This window comes from Brumimicrobium salinarum, assembly GCF_002844555.1.
Lineage (GTDB): Bacteria > Bacteroidota > Bacteroidia > Flavobacteriales_D > Crocinitomicaceae > Brumimicrobium > Brumimicrobium salinarum.
Genome location: NZ_PJNI01000001.1, coordinates 354149 through 375084, shown reverse-complemented (window position 1 = coordinate 375084; position 20936 = coordinate 354149). Strand labels below are relative to the sequence as shown.

The 20936-nt window shown below is 32.7% G+C and carries 17 protein-coding genes; 2 read left to right on the top strand and 15 right to left on the bottom strand.

What is annotated here, in order from left to right; genetic code table 11:
• Nucleotides 1–101: 101 nt before the first annotated feature.
• Complete coding sequence (pdxA, locus tag CW751_RS01745) at nt 102–1217, top strand: 4-hydroxythreonine-4-phosphate dehydrogenase PdxA (RefSeq protein ID WP_101333518.1); 1116 nt, start codon at nt 102–104, stop codon at nt 1215–1217.
• Nucleotides 1214–2266 carry a M42 family metallopeptidase gene (locus tag CW751_RS01740; RefSeq protein ID WP_101333231.1) on the top strand — a complete coding sequence of 351 codons (1053 nt, stop codon included), beginning with the start codon at nt 1214–1216 and terminating at the stop codon, nt 2264–2266. The genes pdxA and CW751_RS01740 overlap by 4 nt, the downstream gene beginning before the upstream one ends.
• 84 nt (nt 2267–2350) lie before the next feature.
• Here CW751_RS01740 and CW751_RS01735 read toward each other — a convergent pair whose 3' ends face one another.
• The 15 genes from CW751_RS01735 to CW751_RS01665 form a co-directional block, all read right to left on the bottom strand.
• Nucleotides 2351–3424: a glycosyltransferase family 4 protein gene (locus tag CW751_RS01735; protein ID WP_101333230.1), complete on the bottom strand. Its 1074-nt coding sequence runs from the start codon at nt 3422–3424 to the stop codon at nt 2351–2353.
• 9 nt (nt 3425–3433) lie between these two features.
• Complete coding sequence (locus CW751_RS01730; protein WP_101333229.1) at nt 3434–4459, bottom strand: quinone oxidoreductase family protein; 1026 nt, start codon at nt 4457–4459, stop codon at nt 3434–3436.
• 539 nt (nt 4460–4998) lie between these two features.
• Complete coding sequence (gene rsmI / locus CW751_RS01725; protein ID WP_101333228.1) at nt 4999–5679, bottom strand: 16S rRNA (cytidine(1402)-2'-O)-methyltransferase; 681 nt, start codon at nt 5677–5679, stop codon at nt 4999–5001.
• Nucleotides 5680–5682: 3 nt separating this feature from the next.
• Nucleotides 5683–6477, bottom strand: a complete 795-nt coding sequence (locus CW751_RS01720) for an RDD family protein (RefSeq protein WP_101333227.1) — start codon at nt 6475–6477, stop codon at nt 5683–5685.
• A 402-nt stretch (nt 6478–6879) separates the two neighbouring features.
• Nucleotides 6880–7605, bottom strand: coding sequence for a dolichyl-phosphate beta-glucosyltransferase (locus CW751_RS01715; RefSeq protein WP_101333226.1), 726 nt, complete (start codon nt 7603–7605; stop codon nt 6880–6882).
• Nucleotides 7584–8369, bottom strand: coding sequence for a class I SAM-dependent methyltransferase (locus CW751_RS01710; protein ID WP_101333225.1), 786 nt, complete (start codon nt 8367–8369; stop codon nt 7584–7586). Before CW751_RS01710 ends, CW751_RS01715 begins: the two co-directional genes overlap by 22 nt.
• A gap of 2 nt (nt 8370–8371) precedes the next feature.
• A complete protein-coding gene (locus CW751_RS01705; protein WP_133122097.1) occupies nt 8372–10528 on the bottom strand; it encodes a hypothetical protein in 2157 nt (718 codons plus the stop codon).
• A gap of 34 nt (nt 10529–10562) precedes the next feature.
• Complete coding sequence (locus tag CW751_RS01700) at nt 10563–11312, bottom strand: DUF58 domain-containing protein (RefSeq protein ID WP_165779188.1); 750 nt, start codon at nt 11310–11312, stop codon at nt 10563–10565.
• Nucleotides 11213–11887 (bottom strand): DUF58 domain-containing protein, encoded by a 675-nt coding sequence (locus CW751_RS01695; RefSeq protein WP_101333222.1) that lies wholly within the window; start codon nt 11885–11887, stop codon nt 11213–11215. Before CW751_RS01695 ends, CW751_RS01700 begins: the two co-directional genes overlap by 100 nt.
• 2 nt (nt 11888–11889) lie before the next feature.
• Nucleotides 11890–12960: an AAA family ATPase gene (locus CW751_RS01690; protein ID WP_101333221.1), complete on the bottom strand. Its 1071-nt coding sequence runs from the start codon at nt 12958–12960 to the stop codon at nt 11890–11892.
• 2 nt (nt 12961–12962) lie between these two features.
• Entirely contained in the window at nt 12963–14618 is a 1656-nt protein-coding gene (locus CW751_RS01685; RefSeq protein ID WP_101333220.1) for a hypothetical protein, read from the bottom strand.
• The gene (locus tag CW751_RS01680) at nt 14608–15432 is read right to left on the bottom strand and encodes a hypothetical protein (protein WP_133122096.1); all 825 of its coding nucleotides are present in this window, start codon (nt 15430–15432) and stop codon (nt 14608–14610) included. Before CW751_RS01680 ends, CW751_RS01685 begins: the two co-directional genes overlap by 11 nt.
• A 132-nt stretch (nt 15433–15564) precedes the next feature.
• Nucleotides 15565–17352: a stage II sporulation protein M gene (locus tag CW751_RS01675; RefSeq protein WP_101333218.1), complete on the bottom strand. Its 1788-nt coding sequence runs from the start codon at nt 17350–17352 to the stop codon at nt 15565–15567.
• Nucleotides 17353–17787: 435 nt separating this feature from the next.
• Entirely contained in the window at nt 17788–18753 is a 966-nt protein-coding gene (locus CW751_RS01670) for a bile acid:sodium symporter family protein (RefSeq protein ID WP_101333217.1), read from the bottom strand.
• 176 nt (nt 18754–18929) lie between these two features.
• Complete coding sequence (locus CW751_RS01665; RefSeq protein ID WP_101333216.1) at nt 18930–20882, bottom strand: tetratricopeptide repeat-containing sensor histidine kinase; 1953 nt, start codon at nt 20880–20882, stop codon at nt 18930–18932.
• Nucleotides 20883–20936: the final 54 nt, after the last annotated feature.

The following is a 20936-nucleotide window of genomic DNA, read 5'->3' as shown; positions in this document are numbered from 1 at the left end:
ATTGTTATTTTTGTGAATAGAACTTCGTTTTATTTTATTCATGAATGCGTACGTCAAACGAAGAATTTCCATATTTTATAACGTGGAACAAAAAAATCAATATGCAAAACAATAGACCGAAAGAAAATACAACATTAAAATCAACTAGAAAACCAGTTAGGGTTGGAATCTCAATTGGAGATATCAACGGAATAGGACCGGAGGTAATTATAAAATCGCTTAGAAATAATGAAATTTTAGTGGATTGTACGCCAATAATTTACGGTTCTACCAAAACAATGGCTTTTCACAAGAAAGCGATCAACGATAATTTATTTAATTACCAGCGTGTAACTGACGCCACAGATGCCATTGATAAAAAAGTAAACATTGTTTCTTGTTGGGATGAAAAAGTGGATGTTCAACTAGGAAAAGCGCTAGAAACTGGCGGAAAATATGCCTTTCTATCGCTAGAAAAAGCAACGCAAGATTTAGCCGCAGGAAAAATTGATGTTTTGGTTACCGCACCTATTTCCAAAGAAACAATTCATCAGGCAGGATTTAAATTTCCGGGTCATACAGAGTATTTAGCCGATTTATCTGGAAAAGAAGATGCCTTAATGATGATGGTTTCAGGAGAATTAAGAGTAGCACTCGTTACCAGTCATATTCCTTTAAAACAAGTTATTGAGGATGTTAAACAAGATAAAATTCTCAAGAAAATTGAAGAGTTAAACAAAAGTTTAAAGAAGGACTTTGGCATTGTTCGTCCGAGAATTGCCGTTTTAGGACTTAATCCACATGCTGGAGAAAAAGGAGAAATGGGCAATGAAGAATACGAAGAAATTACTCCAGCAATTCAAAAAGCAATGGAAGAAAAAATTTTAGCTTTTGGACCTTATCCCGCTGATGGTTTCTTTGGAAGTCGACAATACGCCGATTTTGACGGAGTTTTAGCTATGTATCACGACCAAGGATTAACAGGTTTTAAATCATTGGCTTTTGACGATGGAGTGAATTTTACTGCGGGATTACCCATCGTAAGAACTTCTCCAGATCATGGAACTGCTTTTGATATAGCTGGAAAGGGAGATGCAAACGAACAGTCTATGCGCAGTGCTATATATTTAGCAGTTGATATTTACAGAACGCGTAAGTTTATTAAAGAAATTAATGAAAATCCTTTACCAAAAAGACCACAAAGAGAAAGTAGAAAGCCTAAAAACGATAGAAAATGAGTTTGAATTTATCTTTACTTGAAAAAGTTTGTCAAGCACCTGGAGCACCAGGATACGAACAAAAAATACGCAGCTTAATTTTAGATGAAATAAAACCACTTGTCGATGAGGTGGAACTCGATAATATGGGAAATATCTACGCCATAAAACGCGGAAAATCTGACAAGAAAGTAATGATTGGTGCACACATGGACGAAATTGGTTTCATTGTAACGCATATTGACGACAAAGGATTTATTCGTTTTCACACCTTGGGTGGATTTGATCCAAAAACATTGACAGCTCAGCGTGTTTTAATTCATGGAAAAGAAGATGTTTTAGGCGTAATGGCGGCCAAACCTATTCATGTAATGTCACCAGAAGAGCGCAAGAAGAATCCAAAAACAACGGACTTTTTCATTGACACGGGTCGATCTAAGGAGGAAGTTGAGGCATTGATAAAAGTTGGAGATCCAATTACAAGAGAACGCTCTTTTGTGGAAATGGGTGACTGTGTAAATTCAAAATCTTTAGATAATCGTTTGGCGGTTTTTATTTTAATTGAAACTTTAAAAAACCTCAAAGACAAAGAAGTTCCTTATGACGTTTATGGCGTATTTACTGTTCAAGAAGAAGTAGGAATTAGAGGAGCGAATGTTGCCGCTTTAAACATTAAACCCGATTTTGGATTTGGATTAGACACCACAATTGCCTACGATTTACCTGGAGCAGCAGCGCATGAAAAAATCACTTCTTTAGGAGAAGGAACAGCCATTAAAATTATGGATGCGTCAACTATTGCCGACTTTAGAATGGTTGAATACATGAAAAAAACTGCAGACAGTCACAACATTAAATGGCAACCTGAAATTCTTACTGCTGGAGGAACAGATACTGCTGGAATTCAGCGCATGACCGAAGGAGGTTCAGTAGCTGGAGCAATTTCAATTCCCACAAGACATTTACATCAAGTGATTGAAATGGCACACAAAGAAGATATTCAACGCAGTATTGATTTGTTGATTGCTTGTGTTTCGGAAATAGATGGGTATGATTGGGAGTTTAAATAGTTATCGCCATAAAACAGGTAGAGATTCACGGCCGTGCATTTCTACCTGTTTTATGGTATTGTTACGTTTATTTATTTTCAAACATCACCCACCCAAAACCTCCAAATACTTTCCATAATTACTTTCCACAGAATACTTTTCCTCCACGGTTTTTCTTCCAGCTTGACCAATTGACTTCCGCAGTTCGGGATTAGTAATTAAAGCCACCAAACGCGCTTTCCATTCATCAGTAGAAGAGCATAGATAGCCGTTTAGACCATCTTTAACTATTTTGTTATTCACACCTACAGGAGACAAAATGGAGGGAATTCCGAGCGCCATGTATTGCAAGGCTTTAAATCCACATTTACCTTTCGACCATTGATCTTCTACAAGTGGCATCACGCCAATTTGAATTTCGGCTAAATCCTTTATTTCTGTGGTCTTATTCCAAGGGATAAACTCAAGAGACTTTAAATCGAATTGCGGTTTTTCATTGGAAATTACGCGAAAAACAAAATCATATTCTTTTTCTAATTCAGATAAAACAGGAATAAGTTCATCTAAATATCTTAAGGTAGTTTGTGTTCCTGTCCAGCCGATTACAACAGGATTTTTATCGTAATTGGTCGTTAAATTATGGTGATTCTCTAAATCTATGGTTGTTGGAATGATCGATATATTATTGTTGAAAGTTTGAGCATAATTGGCTAAATATTCGTTTCCAACCGTTAATTGATGTGCCCATTTCATGCAGTATTTAACTTTCCAATAGGCTTTTAATCGGTGAACTTTTGCGTTGACTTCGCTATAATTGGGCAACCAAATCGCATCGTCGAAATCATAGATATATTTCTTACGGAGAACTTTTGACACAAACCATTCAAAAATGGGTGGTCCAACATGCGACATTTCTCTATGGACAAAAAGTATATCGTTTTTCCTTAATTGAAAAACATCTCTCCAGCGCTTGAAAAAACTTTTTGAAAGTCCCCAAGCTTTGTTGAGGTATTTTCCTTCTTGATACAATAAACTCCACGTTTGTTGATCTAAAAAGCTTTTATAAACGATTTCATAACCTGCTTCTTCAAGTAAAGGCAAATACTGTTCAAAACGAAAACGCTGAGAAGGCGCAGTTCCTTTTGGATAAGGAGCGAATATGACAATTCTGGGTTTCAAATTCTTAATTTACCATTCTAAAACAACTTTTCCAGTGGATTTTCCAGAGGCCAAAAACGCATGTGCTTCACCGATTTCTTTGGCGTTATAAACAGCACCAACTTGCGGATCTATTTCACTATTTATCGCTAGTTTGACTAATTCTTGAATGCAATGTTGTAAAACTTTCGGTTTAAAATCACCCACTTTCAACATGTTAATTCCAATAATACTTTTTGAACGCATCATTAAAGTAATTGGAATGATAATTCCCATTTTTCGAACGAAATTCAAAGTGGAAAGCATTCCCCATTTTTTTCCCGAACGTTCACTTCCACCAAAAAGGACAAGTGAACCTGTACAGCCGAGTAGTTTCCAGTCTTTTTTAAAAGTAGAACCTGCAACAGGGTTAAAAGAAACATCAATCCGTTCTTTTTTAAGAATGCTTTGTACTTGTGCTGCGTAATCACCTTTATTGTAATTCACAATGTGATCAACCCCCAAGTCTTTTAAGTATTGAATTTTATCATCACTTCCTGTTTTGGCGATAATATTAACTCCTTTATTGCGTAACAGTTGAATTAGAGCTGTTCCAACTCCTCCGGCAGCGGCGTGAATCAATACGTTATCTCCTTTTTGAATCGTTGTTGCAACATGACTCATATAAAAAGCCGTTACATATTGCGTGGCCAAACACAAGGCTTTATTTCCATCGTAATCGCCAATTTCTGCAACAGCCATGTGTTTTGTATTCACACACTGACTATAACCACCAAAACGTGTAAAAGCAACCACACGTTTGCCAAGTAACTCTTGTGGACTATCTTTTCCAACTTTAGTTACCTTTCCAACAACCTCATACCCTAAAACACATGGTAGAGGAGGAGCTTCACGATAATTTCCTTCCCGTGCCATTACATCGGCATAGTTAATTCCAAAACGCTCTACTTCAATTTGAACTTCGTCTTCTGAAGGTTCTGGAATTGATAATTCCTCAAAAGAAAAAGCTTCTTTTGGAGTTCCGTATTTCTTTAATTGTATGGCTTGTTTCGTCATTTTTTTAGTGTTTTGATTTAATTATTGATGTTGGAAAAAATTGATCAAATCAAGTTATTACAAAAATAGTATTTTAAAGAACCTCATTACCTGAATAGTAAATAAAGTAATGTTTACTATTGTAAATTTTCAATAGCGTCTTAAATAATCTCTTTAAAGTTTTAGTTTATTTTCAATCTAAAGACATTGTGATGAATTTGAATATTAGAGAATTACTTTTCGAAAGTCATTGTTTTTTTAGCTGCCCTTAGGAAAACCACGTTTGGGACCCACTAGTCTTCATTCTTCCATAAAAAAATTAAAGTGTTTGAAGGTGAGGCACGAGCCAAGTTTTTAATTTTTTCGGAAGTGAAGACTTAGTGGGTAAAAGGTTTTCCAGGGGCTAGACATTTTTGTTTTACTTTTTTTGGCAATGAAAAAAAGTGAAAAACTATATTGAATGTCCAAATGTTTGTTCTTGGGATGAAACCGATTAGAAAAGTATTGGGAAGATTTAAGAAATAGGAAAAGAACTTTCGAGACTTTCCTTTAGATAAATCTTATTTTCTCTTTTTTTGCGCACTAATCACAATCACAATCTCTCCTTTTGGAGGATTTTTCTCGAAATATTCTAATAATTCCACAGCTGTTCCACGGTGAAAAGTTTCGTGAATTTTTGAAATTTCCCTCGCTACACAAATCTGACGATCTTCTGCTAGAAATTCTGTCATTTCTTTGAGTGCTTTGATCAAACGATGAGGTGATTCATATAACACAACAGATTTTTGTTCTTCAGCAATGGTTTTCCACATGGTTTGTCGGCCTTTTTTATGCGGAAGAAAACCTTCAAAAACAAAGCTATCGCATGGAAATCCGCAACCTACAATTGCAGGAATAATAGCGGAAGGTCCAGGTAAGCAAATTACCTCAATGTCGTTGGCAATACATTCTCTAATCAATAAAAACCCAGGATCAGAAATAGAAGGTGTTCCCGCATCAGAAACAATGGCAGCAGATCCAGCGGCTTTAATTTGATCAACTACACGTTCTACCGTTTTGTGTTCATTATGAATATGAAATGACATTAATTGATTTGAAATTTCATAATGTTTTAGCAGTTTTCCCGTAGTTCGGGTGTCTTCAGCCAAAATAAAATCGGCTTCTTTGAGCACACGTAAAGCACGTAAAGTGATGTCTTCTAAATTGCCAATTGGGGTGGGAACAACGTATAATTTACTCATATTTTATCGGGTTAAAACGATGTAATCTTTTAATACTGTTTTTAAAAATTGCAGTTTTTTTGTAGGTATTTCTTCTAATTTTAAGTCTTCTGCAATTTTATCAGCTAATTGAATAGCCACTTCTCTCGTGGCCTTATTATCATGTTTTTTCATACGTGTAAGTACATGTTTTACCAACATCATATCTTCATCAGTGTATTGTGTAATACCTAAATATTTCGGTATGTACTCTTTCTTATTTTGAATGGCTAGAATTTGTTTTATCGTGTAGACTTGTTTGGGTTTCTGTCTAATTACAACAGTATTAGCCATAAAGTCACCAATACGTTGATTTTTATTGGAAATAGCACCTATAAGTGTGTCAAAAAAGAAAGACGCAATAAAAACGAAGAAACCTCCATTAAATAATAATAAAATATATAATTCATACGGTCTAAAAAGCCAGCGAGTGAAGCAATCTCGAAAGGTTGCATTTTCTCCATTAATTTTTGAAACACGAATGCCTATTGCCATTTTACCTATGGTTTGACCTTTCGTAAAATATTCCATAAGTGGCGTATAAAGTGCAAATGGTATGTAAACCACCAACATAAAAAGAATAGACCAAAAGTCAAAAAACTGATATTCCAAAAGGTTAAATTGTGATGAAAATATCATCATAATTACTAATGACATGACCAACAAATAAGCAATAAGTATAGCAATATCTAAAAACACAGCGAGTAAACGTTGACCTATTGAAGCCAATTCCACCTCAATGGGCACATTTTGATCGGTTTTGAGTTTTAGTTTTTGCATCTTATAAAAAGATAAAGGTAAACATTTAAAGTAAAGTTAATCGCCGTTGTTTTAAAATTGAGATTGTATGAGAACATGTTCGTCTCTGTTATAAATTTGAATTAACTAGCTGGGCTACCAAGATCGGTCGTTAATCACTAGTTTTATGGTTGTATTTTTTCAATAATTACAGCCGAGAATCGTATCAATTAATTTTATCTAGTGTTAAATTTTACCCCGGCCAAGCCAACGAAAACCTGTCATTCCGATGGAGTCCCGAGAACTCGGGACGACGAGGAATCTCTTTTTAAATAATTATGACTTAATCTTGGTAACCCAATTAATTAATTAGTTTTCAGCAATATTTGTTGCGATTTTAAAGGGCAAACTTATCTTTTCAAAACTTTTTGAAAGAAAAATATCCTATTTTTTAATTTTGATTTTCAGTAGTTCGAAAGGAATTTTAATCATATCTATAAACCTAATTTTTGATCCATCAACTTGATTCCATTCTTTAATTGGATATTCATACAAAAGGTCACCAAAATCTTTTTTCCAATGTTTTTTTAATCTCAAAATAATCTCAACATCAAATAACCATCTAGAAATAAAAGGTTTGTTAAAAGCAACTTCAATAATATCACTTGTAAAAACTTTTGCTCCACACTGGGTATCATAAAAAGGAGTATTTATCGTCATTCGAATAAATGCAGCAATTATTCTTCCTATAATGTGTCGCAATGGAGAACGCACAATTTTGGCGTCTTCTAATTTTAATCTAGATCCAAAAACAGCTTTTTTATTGTTGTTTACCATATAGTCGGTAATATCTGTAAATTCAGAAAAGGGAGTTGATAAATCTGCATCTAAAAAACCAAATTGTTGAAAGTCACCTGTCGCATAAGCTGTAAGTATTCCATTTCTTACAGCTTCAGCCTTCCCACGGTTTATTTTGTTGCTAATTATTTTAACCCGTTGTGGAGTCGAAGTTTTAATTTCTTCTAACTTTTCAAGTGTTTTATCTTTACTTCCATCATCAACAAAAATTAAAGAAAATGTGGCAAACCGATTTAAAAAATCTGTAAATAATTCTACATCAAGCCTTTCAGCTTCATTGTAACAAGGAATTATGATTGCTGTATACGACATATTGAAAAGCAAGATAGTCCAGGAATTCTTAAACCAAAAAATCTAAAGAATTTCCCAAATAAGAAATCAAAATAAAGCACATTCACAATAATTTTATCTAAAATACCTTTAGATTGGTACGCTCCTATACCTTTTTCTTTGTCAACCGATCGATTTCTAATAAACATTTTTTGAAGTAAACGTACAAACAGTAAAGAAATGAAAAAATATCCTGTTTTAGCACTTTTAAAACCTGCTTTTTCAAGATGATTATTGAGGAGGTTGGCGTTATACCTTCTAAAGTGTTTTAAATATACATCGTGATTACTAAATAAATACTGAAATGCTGGAACTGTAATGATTACCTTCGTGTGTTTATCAATAATACCCGAGTTACGCAGATGTTGTAGAAAGCCAATTTCATCTTCAATGTGCTCAATTACATCTAATAGTAAAACGACATCAACAGGCGCAATAAGATCTGCTTTTAAATCTTCTAGAGAAGGGTATAAGCTTATGGGGTGTTTACCTAAGTTAGCAGATAATTCTGTGATAATTTCCGGAGTAAATGCGGTGTCAACACAATGAAAACTTGCAGTAGAAAATTGTTTGGAGAGTTGTAAAGCCACATAAGCATCACCACAGCCAAGGTCTAAAATACGTGCTCCTGACTTTATTTTTACGGTTTTCTTTAAGATGTTTTCTACAACCTTAATTCTTGCTAATTCCCAAGGGTGACGATCATAGGTTCCTTCTGAAAATGTTGTTTTTTCACAAATATCCATGCTTAATTCTCTTCATTGATTAATTCTTTCTTCGCAGGTAAAAATACCTTAATGCAATATATAAACACCCATATAAAGGCGATAATATTTAGAATTGCCAGATAAACCATATAGGAAGCTTTATATTTAAAAAGTACCGTATAGGTACCATTGGGAGGAACTTCTACCCCCATGATGTGGGTGTTTACTTTATATACCTTGACTTCAGTATCATTTATAAAGGCTTTCCATTTAGGGTAATAATTTTGATTGAGCAACAACCACCGTGAATTTTTTGAGTTATTCACAACAGAAGCTTTGAATTGATTATATCCAACATTTATTGATAGAATTTGATTTTCACTTTCTTGAACATGCTCAAAATTTTCTACACCCCATATTAATCCTTTACGTAGTGAACTTGTGTCTGTTTTTATAGATTTTGGAAAGAAAAACAACGGATTTTCAATGTTAAAAAACAAAGAGCTATCTTTTCGGGCTGTTTCAAAATATTTGATTTTAAAAGGGTTATAACCATTATAAGAAATAGTTTTATTAAAAGTTGATCGATTGTGCCAAATACCACCAACTGCTATAAGACCATTGTTATCATCATATTTTTTCAAGGCTGTATCCACTTCAGGTTGATGAATATCATTTGGAATTTTATTAAAAAAAGTCTTAAAACCATCATATTTAATATGATAAGAGATTGTTCGCGGAAAGGTGAGCATGGTTTGTATTCCTAAATCTAAAAAAGCGAAGAGAAAAACAGTTGTAATAAATGAAAGCTTAAGCCAGTGTTTTAGTTGTAAAACTATTATAATAATTGCTATTAATAGCAACAGATTAAATATTATGTGTGTACTAAAAGATAGAGCGGAAAACTCTGTTAAGTTCATTAACTGTTGAAATGCCGCATTTATCTCTTCTCTTGAATTCAGGTACAAACCAATTCCAACAAGTAACAATGATATCGATAAAACAAATACATTTTTTTTACGCTTCAAATAGTTGAATTGATTTTTTTGAGTAAAAACTTTCATTCCATATCCAGCCATTAATAACATAATAACAACCGCATAGGATCTGAAAAAAGAAGGATGTGAAAATGTACCAAAACCAGGTAAGAAATAAAGAATTCTATAAACAAAGGTTTCCCCTCCAGCGGCTACAATAAGAAAGAAAACAACGCCTAGAAAACCAATGATAACTTTTTTCTTTTTATAAAAAGAAATTACAGTATAAAAGAAGAAAAAAAGGGTTAAAATGCCAAAGTATGCATTTCTTAAGGTAGAATCAGTTATGTTAAATACTTCTGAATTACTGATTACTCCATATGGTAAAATGAATGAAATATAACTTACTAGGGTGAAAGGATTATTTAAAAGATGACCGCCATAATAAGGAAGTTTTGAAACCCTTTGAAAGTAGGGTGAAAATTCAATTAATGAAGCTATGTAAGGAAGTAAAAGAATTAAAATCACACCGATTAAGATAAATCCTTGAAGTACAATTTTTCTTAATTGATTTCGTAATTTTATGTTCTTCAAAAATAGATAAACGAACCAAGCTACATAAATATAAAATAGTACTATTGTAAAGGCGGGACTGGCAGAAACTGTGTTTAAAGCAAAAAACAATGCAGCTAAAACAAGATATTTCAAACTTAAATACTTTGAATAGTTGTAAAGAGCGTATAGACACCAAGGTAAATAGGCTGTTCCGGCTAAAAACACCATTAATTGCGCTGAACCAACAAATAAACCTGATAAAGCGTAACACAAACCAATTATGGCTCCGATGCCTTTATGGTTTACTAGTGCTTTGGTTAAGGTGAACATGCCTGCACCTGCTAAAACAAAGTAAAAAAGAACTTCAAAAATAAGTGACTTCATGGTGTATTTTCCAAAAAGCATAATGATCCAAGTTAGTGGGTTCCACATCCCACTTTGAGGATCAGCATAAGCAGGATAACCCATAAGTTGAAAACTATTCCAAAAAGGAAAATAACCATTCCATAAATAATCACTTAAAAAATATCGGTAAGGCAAAAAAGCATCAACATTATCCCACTTGGGCGTTAATACAAAAAAAGTCAAGGGCCAAAGTGCAATAAGTATTGCTGCGATCATTAAAAGAAAATAACGATGTGTTTTGAGTAGTTTTAGCAACCTCATTGGAATGACTTTTCAACAAATGTAATGTTTTTCATTACACCAACCCCTTCGATTTTAATTCCAAATACTTATTCAGCGTATCAATATTCAATTTATTGGGTGCTGTTAAAACAGTATGAATACCCTGTCTTTTTAATTCTTTAGCAATTCGTTTTTTAGTATTAATGACATCTTCAGCCAAAGTAGAAACATAAATATCTCGTGTTGTATCTGGATTTTTTGTTAGCTCCTCATGTAAATCAGTATTTTTAAAGAAGACCACCACTAAAACATGCTTTTTATTAAGACTTTTTAGCATTGGAAGTGCACGGTGCATTGCCAATTCCGTTTCAAAATTGGTATATAACATTAACAAAGAACGAAAAGGAACATTTCTTCTTAGCGCTTGGTAAAGTAAAGAATAATTGGCTTCCTTAAACTCAGTTTTTTGCGTATAAAGTGCATCTAAAATACGTTGAAGTTGACGCTTTCCTGGATTGGGCGCTAATTGTGTTCCTAGTTTGTGTGAGAAAGTAACTAAACCAATTTTATCGCCTTTCTTTAGGGCTATATTTGAAAAAACCAACGTGCTGTTTATTGCATGATCAAATAAAGTTAATCCCTCGAATTGATGCTCCATTGCACGTGACTTATCAATGATAGCATATACAGATTGAGAACGTTGTTCTTGATATTGATTAACCATTAACTGAGATTGCCGAGAGGTTGCTTTCCAATTAATAGTTCTAATATCATCACCTTGAACATAATTTTTAATCTGTTCAAATTCATTATGATGTCCCAAACGACGAATTTTTTTATTCCCCGTTGTTGACTCTGATGATTAAAAATATAAAATTCGAAATCATTCATTTGTTTAATTGATGGATAAACAGTGATTTTTTCATTTGCTTCAACAATAATTCTTCTTTCTACTAACCCAATAAGCGTAGCAAGAAAAACATGTATATTTTTCCATTCATAAACTCCTCTTTTTGAAGGTGTAAAAGTATAAGTAAAGCTTTTTTCTTTATTTGCTTTAAGCGAATTTTGAAAGGTTAAACTTCTGGCTTGCATTTCAATAGGTGGTTCATCAATAAGCATTAAAGAATAACTTAATTGTGAGGTGTTTTTAATAGTTATTTGAATTTTAGTTTCATCTCCTAGATTTAAGCGATTAGGAATATTTCTTTTAACAGAAATAGGCGTACTCTGATTAAAAAGTAAAATGACGTCCAAGAACAGAAATAGAAACAGTACAATAAATAAAAACTGTCCGAAATAAAAAAATGGCATCCAATAATAACCTGTTATCAAAAAAATAACGGCAATACCAAAAACCACAAAAAAACGGTACGATATGTATATAGCTTTTATCATTATTACCTCGGCACTTCAATTTCTTTTATAATTTCTGCAATAACATCCATGGTTGATGTGCCTTCCATTTCTGCTTCAGGTGTTAAAATTATACGGTGATTTAAAACATAGGGAGCAACAAACTGAATATCGTCGGGTGTTACGAAATTCCTACCGCGAATTCCTGCCGTGGCTTTTGTACTCTTTAAAATTGAAAGTGAAGCACGAGGAGAAGCCCCCAAATATATTTTACCATGATTTCGGGTTTGATCTACGATAGCTGCGATATAATCTATTAGTTCATCAGCGATTACTACATTTTTTATTATTTCTTGTATTTTATGTAAATCTGCATTTGAAATAGCAGCTTCAATTTGAGACAAGTCTGGAGAGGTGATATTGTTTCTGTAACGCTTTAAGATTTCAACTTCTTCATTAAGTGCAGGATATTCTAAAGTTATTTTAAATAAAAACCGATCTAATTGTGCTTCAGGTAAAGCATACGTTCCTTCTTGTTCTATAGGGTTTTGTGTAGCAATAACAATAAAAGGAAAATCCATTTTATACAATTTCCCATCATAAGTAATTTGACGTTCTTCCATTACTTCAAATAAAGCGGCTTGTGTTTTTGCTGGCGCACGATTGATTTCGTCTATTAAAATCATATTGGAAAAAACGGGTCCTTTTTTAAATATAAACTCGGAGGATTCCATATTAAAAACCGATGTTCCTATTACATCTGAAGGCATTAAATCTGGTGTAAACTGTATTCTAGAAAACTCAGTAGCGATAGACTTAGAAAGTACCTTAGCAGAAAGGGTTTTTGCTACACCAGGAACACCTTCTAATAAGATGTGTCCTGCAGAAAAGATGCCCGTCATTAGTAAATCTACAATAGATTCTTGTCCAATTATAAATTTACGCATTGTTGATCGAATTTCTGCAACCTTTGAAGACAGCCATATCAATTCTGGATTTTCGTGCTCAAAAGATTTTTCATGTGTAGGCTTTTCTTTATCATCAGGACTTAAATTTTTATTTTCAGTTTTTGAATGCTCATCATCTTTGGGCATGTATTTTTCGTTTTCTTCCATGGCTACTTGTTTTTTATTTCTCTTTTTATGTGCGTAATTATTGTCTTTTGATCAGTATCTAAAAATGAACTATTTATTTTTATTGTGCTTTTGTTTTTGCGTTTAATGATGAGGTTGTGATTTTTTACCGCTATATCTTGAATTAAAGAAACATTAAAAATTAACTTCTTTTTAAACAACAAATTGACTTCAATTTGCTTTGCTGAAACTTTAATTACCGGAACATTGAGCATTTGTGTTCCTGCATAAATGGTTAAAACGCCTATTGGCCATAGTAAAACACCAGCTCCAATTGAAAATGTAAGCAATGTGAAACCTAACACAATAAACAGTACGCCTAAAAATACAATTGCTATTGATCTGTTTTTCTCAAAATAAACAAGAAAATCTGTTGATTGCGATATTTTATCGGCTTCCTCTTTCCAAATTCCTGATTGAAAGTAAAACTTACGTTGAAGTTGATTTAGTTTAACTAAATATTCATCATTAATCTCTTTCTCACTTTCCAAGTAGCTGAGGAGTTGTTCTATTTCATCTAAAGGAATTTGTGTTTTCTTAGCAAGTGCAAGTCGCGATTTTTGATCATTATTTTTAGTTAAATCAATATAAAAGTGTGCATAAATAGCATTATATATATTGCGGCGCATAATGGTGCGTATTTTCTCTGCTTTATTTTTATTATAATAAATTCCCGCCAGGGTATCTACATAGCTATATCCTGTGTTTTTATTATTGAATACGGCAGGAATAATAGGTCTTCGTCGTTTACTTCGGAAGAGTAAAAAGAGCAGAAAACCGAAAAGCGCCAAAATAAATGCCCAACGAAAAGCAGGGTTTTTAAACAAGACTTGTAGTAAACTTCCATCTTCTTTGTGCTTATTGTTGTTTTTTGGATATAGTTCTTTCTGAGCAAACGTAAGCCATTGTATATGAGGTTTTTTTAATGGTTTTAATACCTCTTTTAAATAAGACTTTCCTTCTTTTCTTAAAACTTGAACATTAGTAAAAATAATTGGGTTAAGGTGAAGAAATATACTTCCCAATCCATAAGGAATTTCAATATAATTTGGCTGCTTAAACAGCGAACTCCATACTTTTGTTGTGGTATCTAATTGCTTGGTTTGAAACAATTTCCAGAAGTTCGATAATGTATCATTTTCATAAAAATAGTACATGTCAAATGCTTGGTTGTTGCAGTTCAACGGTGCTTTTATCTCGGTTTTATACGTCAGTGGGTTTTCTTTAAAAAGCTGATCAATTAAATGTTGAGGTAGCTTATCTACAGATAGAAACAAATCATTTCCGTATCCAACGCTATTTAAAACAGCTTCTATCTCCTTTTGCGTTAATAAAAACTCTGTTCCGATATACATGATTAAAGAAGAGTCAATATCAAGAATAGAATCGAGCAAATTGTAGTCTGTATATGCATTAAAAGAAGAGAATTGATCAGAAGCAATGCTTAATTCTTTAAAAGCGTATAAACCATACGGATCTTTATTGTTAAGAGAAAAGTTGACATTCCAATTTGCGGATTTAATCGTGGGTTCTTGCGTATTATCTTGAACAGACGTACCTGAATAGTTGAGCAGAACAACCAGCAAAACTGCTGCTAATATGACGGTTACAATAAGATAAATTCCTCGTTTATTTTTCATCTTTCAAGTGGTTTAAAAAATGATTAAAAAAGGATGAGAAACCTTCAAATGTTACTTGGTCGGGTTCATTTTTACCATACCAACACCATTCGTAAATTTGTAAAGCTTTTTGAAAACGAGAAAAAGCATCTGTTTTCTGCATTTCCATGGCATAGTGAATGTTTGTTTTATTTTTCTTCCATTCAATGTATCTGAGCTGTATGAGTGCTTTGAGAAGCAAAATGTAATAAATGCGCACTGCAACACGATATTCTTGTTGTGCTATTGCTTGATTCAAATCTTTTTCTAAAGATGTTTGCGCTAATTTTTCAGGATGAATGTCTTCGTGAATGTTGTAATTCGTATTGATTTTTTCTACTGATTTATTTTTGTTTTTAAAAAAGAAATGGTAGATAAGAAAAGCGATAAGTAGTACAGCTACGAGAATAAATATGACCTTAAACAACGTGCCATTACCAAGTTGATTACCATTCCATTTTTTTGAAACTTGTTTAGGTTGCTGTTCAGGAAGTGTAAAATCATCGAAGTATTCACTGTCTGCATCCTTTATGTGCTTTTGTACTCCATCGCTTTTACCATTTTCTACTGTTTTTTCACGTGAATATTCAATTTCTTCATCGCTTCTTGGTGGAGTGTTTACAACAACACCGTCTTCTTGTCTTAAAGCTTGAGGGTAAATATCTTTATTCTGCGGACCAACAGGGCGAGAGGAACGCTTGTATTCAATATCCTTACTTATTTCTTCCCAACGTTGTTCATAAACATCTTTTTCTTGTGCATATGCAGCATGAAATAGCAATACAAATACTGCCACAAAGAATTGATATTTTAATAAGCTAGGCGTCAAAATCAACAGCGGTTTCTTTAATTCTACTGCGTTTACCAAAACGTTTAAGTGCTTTTTTTAATGCAAATGCTTCTTGCTCTTCTTCAACAGAAAAGAAAATTAAACCATAAGCAATAAAAAAAGCGGTATTATAAATAATAAAAAAGTGATGTATATCAATTGTCTTATCAGGTTTCCAAAAACAAGTGGTTCTTCGGTAAATTCAGCAAAAATTGGGAGTAAAAAATCAATTAGCCAGTCTAGTAAGTCGGCCTCTACAGAGACAATAAATGCAAAAGGTTGAGCAAAAAAGAAAGTAACAATTAATAGGATAAAGGAAAGTATAAATACAGTACTCCATTTTTTTGTTCCATATTGTCGACCTTTTTTAAGTGATACATCTTCAGAAACTCCAACACTAGCAATAGATAGAAGTAGAAACGGAAAGACAAAAAGTAAGATCATTAATACAAAGTGTGGTAAAAAAATCAGCGCAAAATAAATGGGCATAAGTGCTAAACACATTTTAAAAAACCGCTTTTTAACAAACATCTTAAAATCTTGTAAAACAAATTCATTTTTATCATTTAGCAAAGCATAATACACCGATAACGCAAGGAAAGCTAAGGGTACTAACCAAATAATAGAAATGATAAAGTCTGAGCTTCCATTATACATTTCTTTGTAGGGATTTCCAAACAAAATTGAAAGTTGTGCTGACCAATCTGTAGTATAAAACGTTGTTAAATCTGCGTAATGTATCACTAATTGAACACTCATTATTAGCAATGAAAGTGGAACCACAGTGCGTAAAATTGCTTTCCAAAATACAATAAATTTCACACGATATAATTGAAATGTTTCTCTAAATATAGTGATGTTGTTTCTTGTTTTATGAGGAGTAAAAGGAATTGTCTCAAAAGCATTTACGGATGGCTTGGCATCAACTTTTTCAGGATGTTTTCTGGCTACTAGAATGGGATAAATAACGTAATAAAAAAAAATCATTCCGAAGGAGAGAAGCACAATCATCCATTTAGACCAATTTGGAAGTGCTTGGTAATTACGTGTTACGTAACTTTCTAGAAAACCTGCTATTACGAAAATAGGAATCAGAGAAAGCATGATGCGAATTCCTCTCATTCCACTCATTTGTAGCGCTTGTAGCCGTGTATAGCTTCCTGGAAATAGAAGTCCGTGTCCTAAGGTAAACCCAGCGCCTGAGGCAATAATTATTGCTGAAATTTCAAAAGCACCGTGTATCCAAATGGTTAAAAAAGAGGTAAGTAGTAACCCTTTTAGTTTAAAGAAGTACTGGAAAACACCAACCATTACTGCATTTTTGAATAAAATTACGTGTGTTCCTAATGAAAAAAGTAATCCTCCAAAAAAACACATCAGTGCTACTTGTATGTTATTGATGGTAATTTGAACAAACATAATACCTTGAGATGTGTCGCCATATATCCCCATGGGATTTCCATTGGCTATATTTTCTTCTGTTAAGTTTACATATCCATTACCTAAAACCATCTTTGCGAAATCTATATCTTGATGTGTTGAAAATGCGCCGATTAAAAAATAGATAATAAATAATACCAGTGCAAATAATAAATTTTTTCGGGCGCGATAGATTTCCAAAGGCAAATCTATAGTCCACGCTTTCCAAATTGCAGAAAAAGGTTCTTTTTTTTGTTTGTAAAATTTCCGGTGAATACTTTGGGTGAGATAATTCAAATAGGCACGGACGGTTCTTTTTTCATAAAATGTTTGCGCAAAACTAAGATCATTATTAAGCTCTGTATACAACTCATGAATCTCTTCAGGCTCGGTTGAAGTAGAAGATAAGCGTTTTTCGTACGTATTCCATTTGCGTTTATTTTGTTGAATGAACTCTGTTTCTTTCATAGAAGAATAAAGATAATATTTTTTACTTATTATTGAATAAATGGATAGCGTTAACACCTTTATGCATGTTGCGTGTTTAACCCATATTATTCAGCACATTTCTTATTTTCAATAACTAATTGTCTGATTTTAAAATAACTAACCTGGTTTTGTATCGTATAAAACTACCCCAAATTTGGGTATCTGTCCTTAATGTTTGGATTCTTTTGATTTTATATTTCAATTGTAATTTGTTGATATAGAGTACTATTATCATCAAATCACGAATCTCATCTAAAATACAAAATAATCTCATGAACCGAGCTTGCGAGCTCAACGAAGTTAATAATCCGGGTTAAAGTTTATAAAACTCCATCGAAAACGCGTTTATAGTTTTGATTAGTATTTACTGTTCTGTAAAATATTTAGCCCAATAGTTTTGAGTTTTTAAATGCTTCAACTCTTTGCTTCTTCCGTTCCTTTTTTAGTAGCAATTATGCTAATAATTAATATCTGAAAAGCATGAAAAATCATTAAAGGCAATAACATGAGTCCCATAATATTTGTTTGTCCAAATAAAGCATCAGAAAAGACGGTTCCATGTACCAATGATTTTTTTGTTCCACAAAATTGAGCAGTAATTTTGTCTTCACGGTTAAAGTGTAAACGCTTTGCAATCCAACCAGTCAACCAAAATACAAAGAAGAAGAGTGCGATAACGAGCAGTACCATCAACAGTAAGTTTAAAATATTTAAACTACTGAATACTTTCTCTTCAAAGGATTGCACAAAGCTTTTATAGATGATGAGCAGGATAATTGACTTATCGAATAAGGTTAATTTTCTGCTGTATTTTCTGGCCAATTCGCCAAGGTGTTTTCGAAGTAATAAACCCAATATGAGAGGCAAGAGTATTTCAGTAATAAGTTGCAAATATATTGCTGAAAAGTTATAATTCGCACTTGTTTCTTGTATGAATGAAGTCATCCACATTGGGGTAACTAAAATGCCAATGATTCCGGATATACTGGCATTAAAAATGGCAGCTGGAATATTACCTTTTGCTAAAGAAACCATAACGACAGATGAAGAAACAGTAGAAGGAAGTGCCGCTAAGAAGAGTAAGGAAAGCCATAATGTTTCTTGGTTGGTATTTTTCACTAAAGGATAAAACGCAAGTACTGTTAAAGGAAATAAAATAAATGTACTCGTTTGCACCACAATATGAAGCCTCCAATTTTTTAAACCACTTTTTATCGCTTCTGTAGACAATTTTAATCCATAAAAAAAGAAAATTAATGAAATACCTATACTAGCAATGCGATCTAAAGCAATAGCATTTTCTTTTACGCCCAATTGCGGAAAAAAATACGCCAAAATAATACTGATTATGATGGCAAAAACAAATTTATCGATTTTCATGGTGAACAAAGGTAAAGATTTTGTCTTGATCAAGTTTTTTGACTTTAAAAGTGAGAATTATTTAATTGAAAAAAGCCAGTTGAATAATTAGTAATGAACCCGATAAGCATTAAAAGTTATTTAACCCGGATTATTAACTCCTTTAGTCGTTGAGCTCGCAGGCTCGGTTCATGCATTTAATTTTCTTGAAACGTAATTTTTATTGCGGTATTCCACTTAACATCTTCAATAATTTCAACATTTCCATCAAAGTTATCGATTATTGTTTCAATTAATTCCATTCCGAATCCAGAAGAGAAATTCCTTTCTTTTATTCCTGAACCATTATCTTTATAAATCAATTCGTATGTGTTAGTTTTTGTTTCTTTTAATGAAATAGATATACAAGGGGTTTGATTTTGCTGATTAAAGGCATGTTTATTAGAGTTGGTAATCATTTCATTGATCACAATACCCAGATTAATTAAAGTTTCTATTTTAAAAGGTATTTCTTCAGAATTCACCTCATATTTAACAGTTTGATTTCCTGTTATTTGAAGTGTTTTTATTAATTTTTCAAGGTAAACTTTTCCATTTATATTTGAAAACTTTTCTTGTCTATAAATTACATCATGTACAATAGCCATCGCATTGATTCTGTTCACCGCTTCTTCAAAGTTAATTCTTAAAACTTCATCATCGAAGTTGTAAGATTGCAACCGCAACATGCTGGAAACAAGCTGAAAGTTGTTTTTAACCCGGTGATGAACTTCTTGTAATAGTAATTTCCTTTCTTCACTTTGCTTGGTGATATATGCGTTTTTTTCTCTTGAACTTTTTAATCGAAAATAAAAAATCAATAAGGCTGCAATTAGCAATACGACAATTGATCCAATCAAGATATAGAGGATATATTCCCTTTGTTTTTCTTTTTCCTTTTTTAAGCCTTGTTCTATTTCATTTTTCTTTGTTAAATACTTGTCCTTTTCGAGTTGTAAACGAATTGTTTCATGCTGTGATATTTGTTGTAGATTTTCTTTCTTACTTTTTAAATTTAAATCCAACAATTGTTTTTGATATTTAAAAGCAACTTTCCATTGCTCCTTTTCTTTATAAATCGCAATTAATAAATTTAAAGCATTCGGAATTAGGGTTTCGTTTTCTGTTTGATTTCCGATTAATAAGGTTTGTTTTGCGAGTTCTGTTGCTTTGTCAATGTTATTTAATGTGTAATGGTATTGACTTAAATTTTTAATTACAAAAGCAATACAGAAGCTACAATCTGAAAACTCAAGTAAGTTATATGCGCGATCATAAAAACTTTTAGCAACTTTATGATTTCCTTTTTCGAAATAAATCGACCCTAAATTATTTAACGAACGTGACATTAACAATGTGTCATTGGTAGATTTTGTAAAAGATAAAATCTCTTCATATATCGATTGAGCACTTTTTAAATCCCCGAGCTCCTTTTTTAAACCAGCGATAGCAATTAATATCTTACTTTCTAAATCAATGCGTTGAATGTTTTTAGCAACCGAAAGAGCCTTAGATAAATTTTTCTGTGTTCGATTATAATCTCCTTGTTCCCAATAAACTTTCGAAATATTAGTGTATGCATCTATGAGTCCAATTGAATCATTAACTTGTTTAGCATGTTTTACAGATTTGTGAAAGTGCTTTAAAGCATCTACTCTGTTTCCAGAATTAAAGTAAATCCATCCAATTTCTGTGGCACATTTACCTGCTGCCTTTTTCATATTTGATAAATCGAAAAGTTCGTAGGCGTGAGAAAAATTAATAATACTGGCTGGAATATTTTTTATTTTTAAAGAATGCTTACCAATAAATTGATAAATTTCCGCACCTAATTTTGCCTTTTGGAGTTCATGGATAGTCGTATCCTTTAATTCAGAAGTGTTAATCAATTGACATAGCTCATTTCCTTTTTCGACATAATAGTCAATACTATCTTTGTTCGCTAAAGAATCAAAAACATGTAATTTTTTAAGTACCTGACTATAGGACGCTAGGCTTGCCGCTTTTATAAGGCCTTGGTTTGAATTACTAGTAGTGTTTTGTGCAACTGCTGAATAAGATGTACATAAAGTACAAAGCAAAATTACGATTTTGATTGTTAAAAATCTCATAAGCAGTTAATGTAGTATTTAAACGCGTAAGCAAGTTACTAGAATAAAACACGA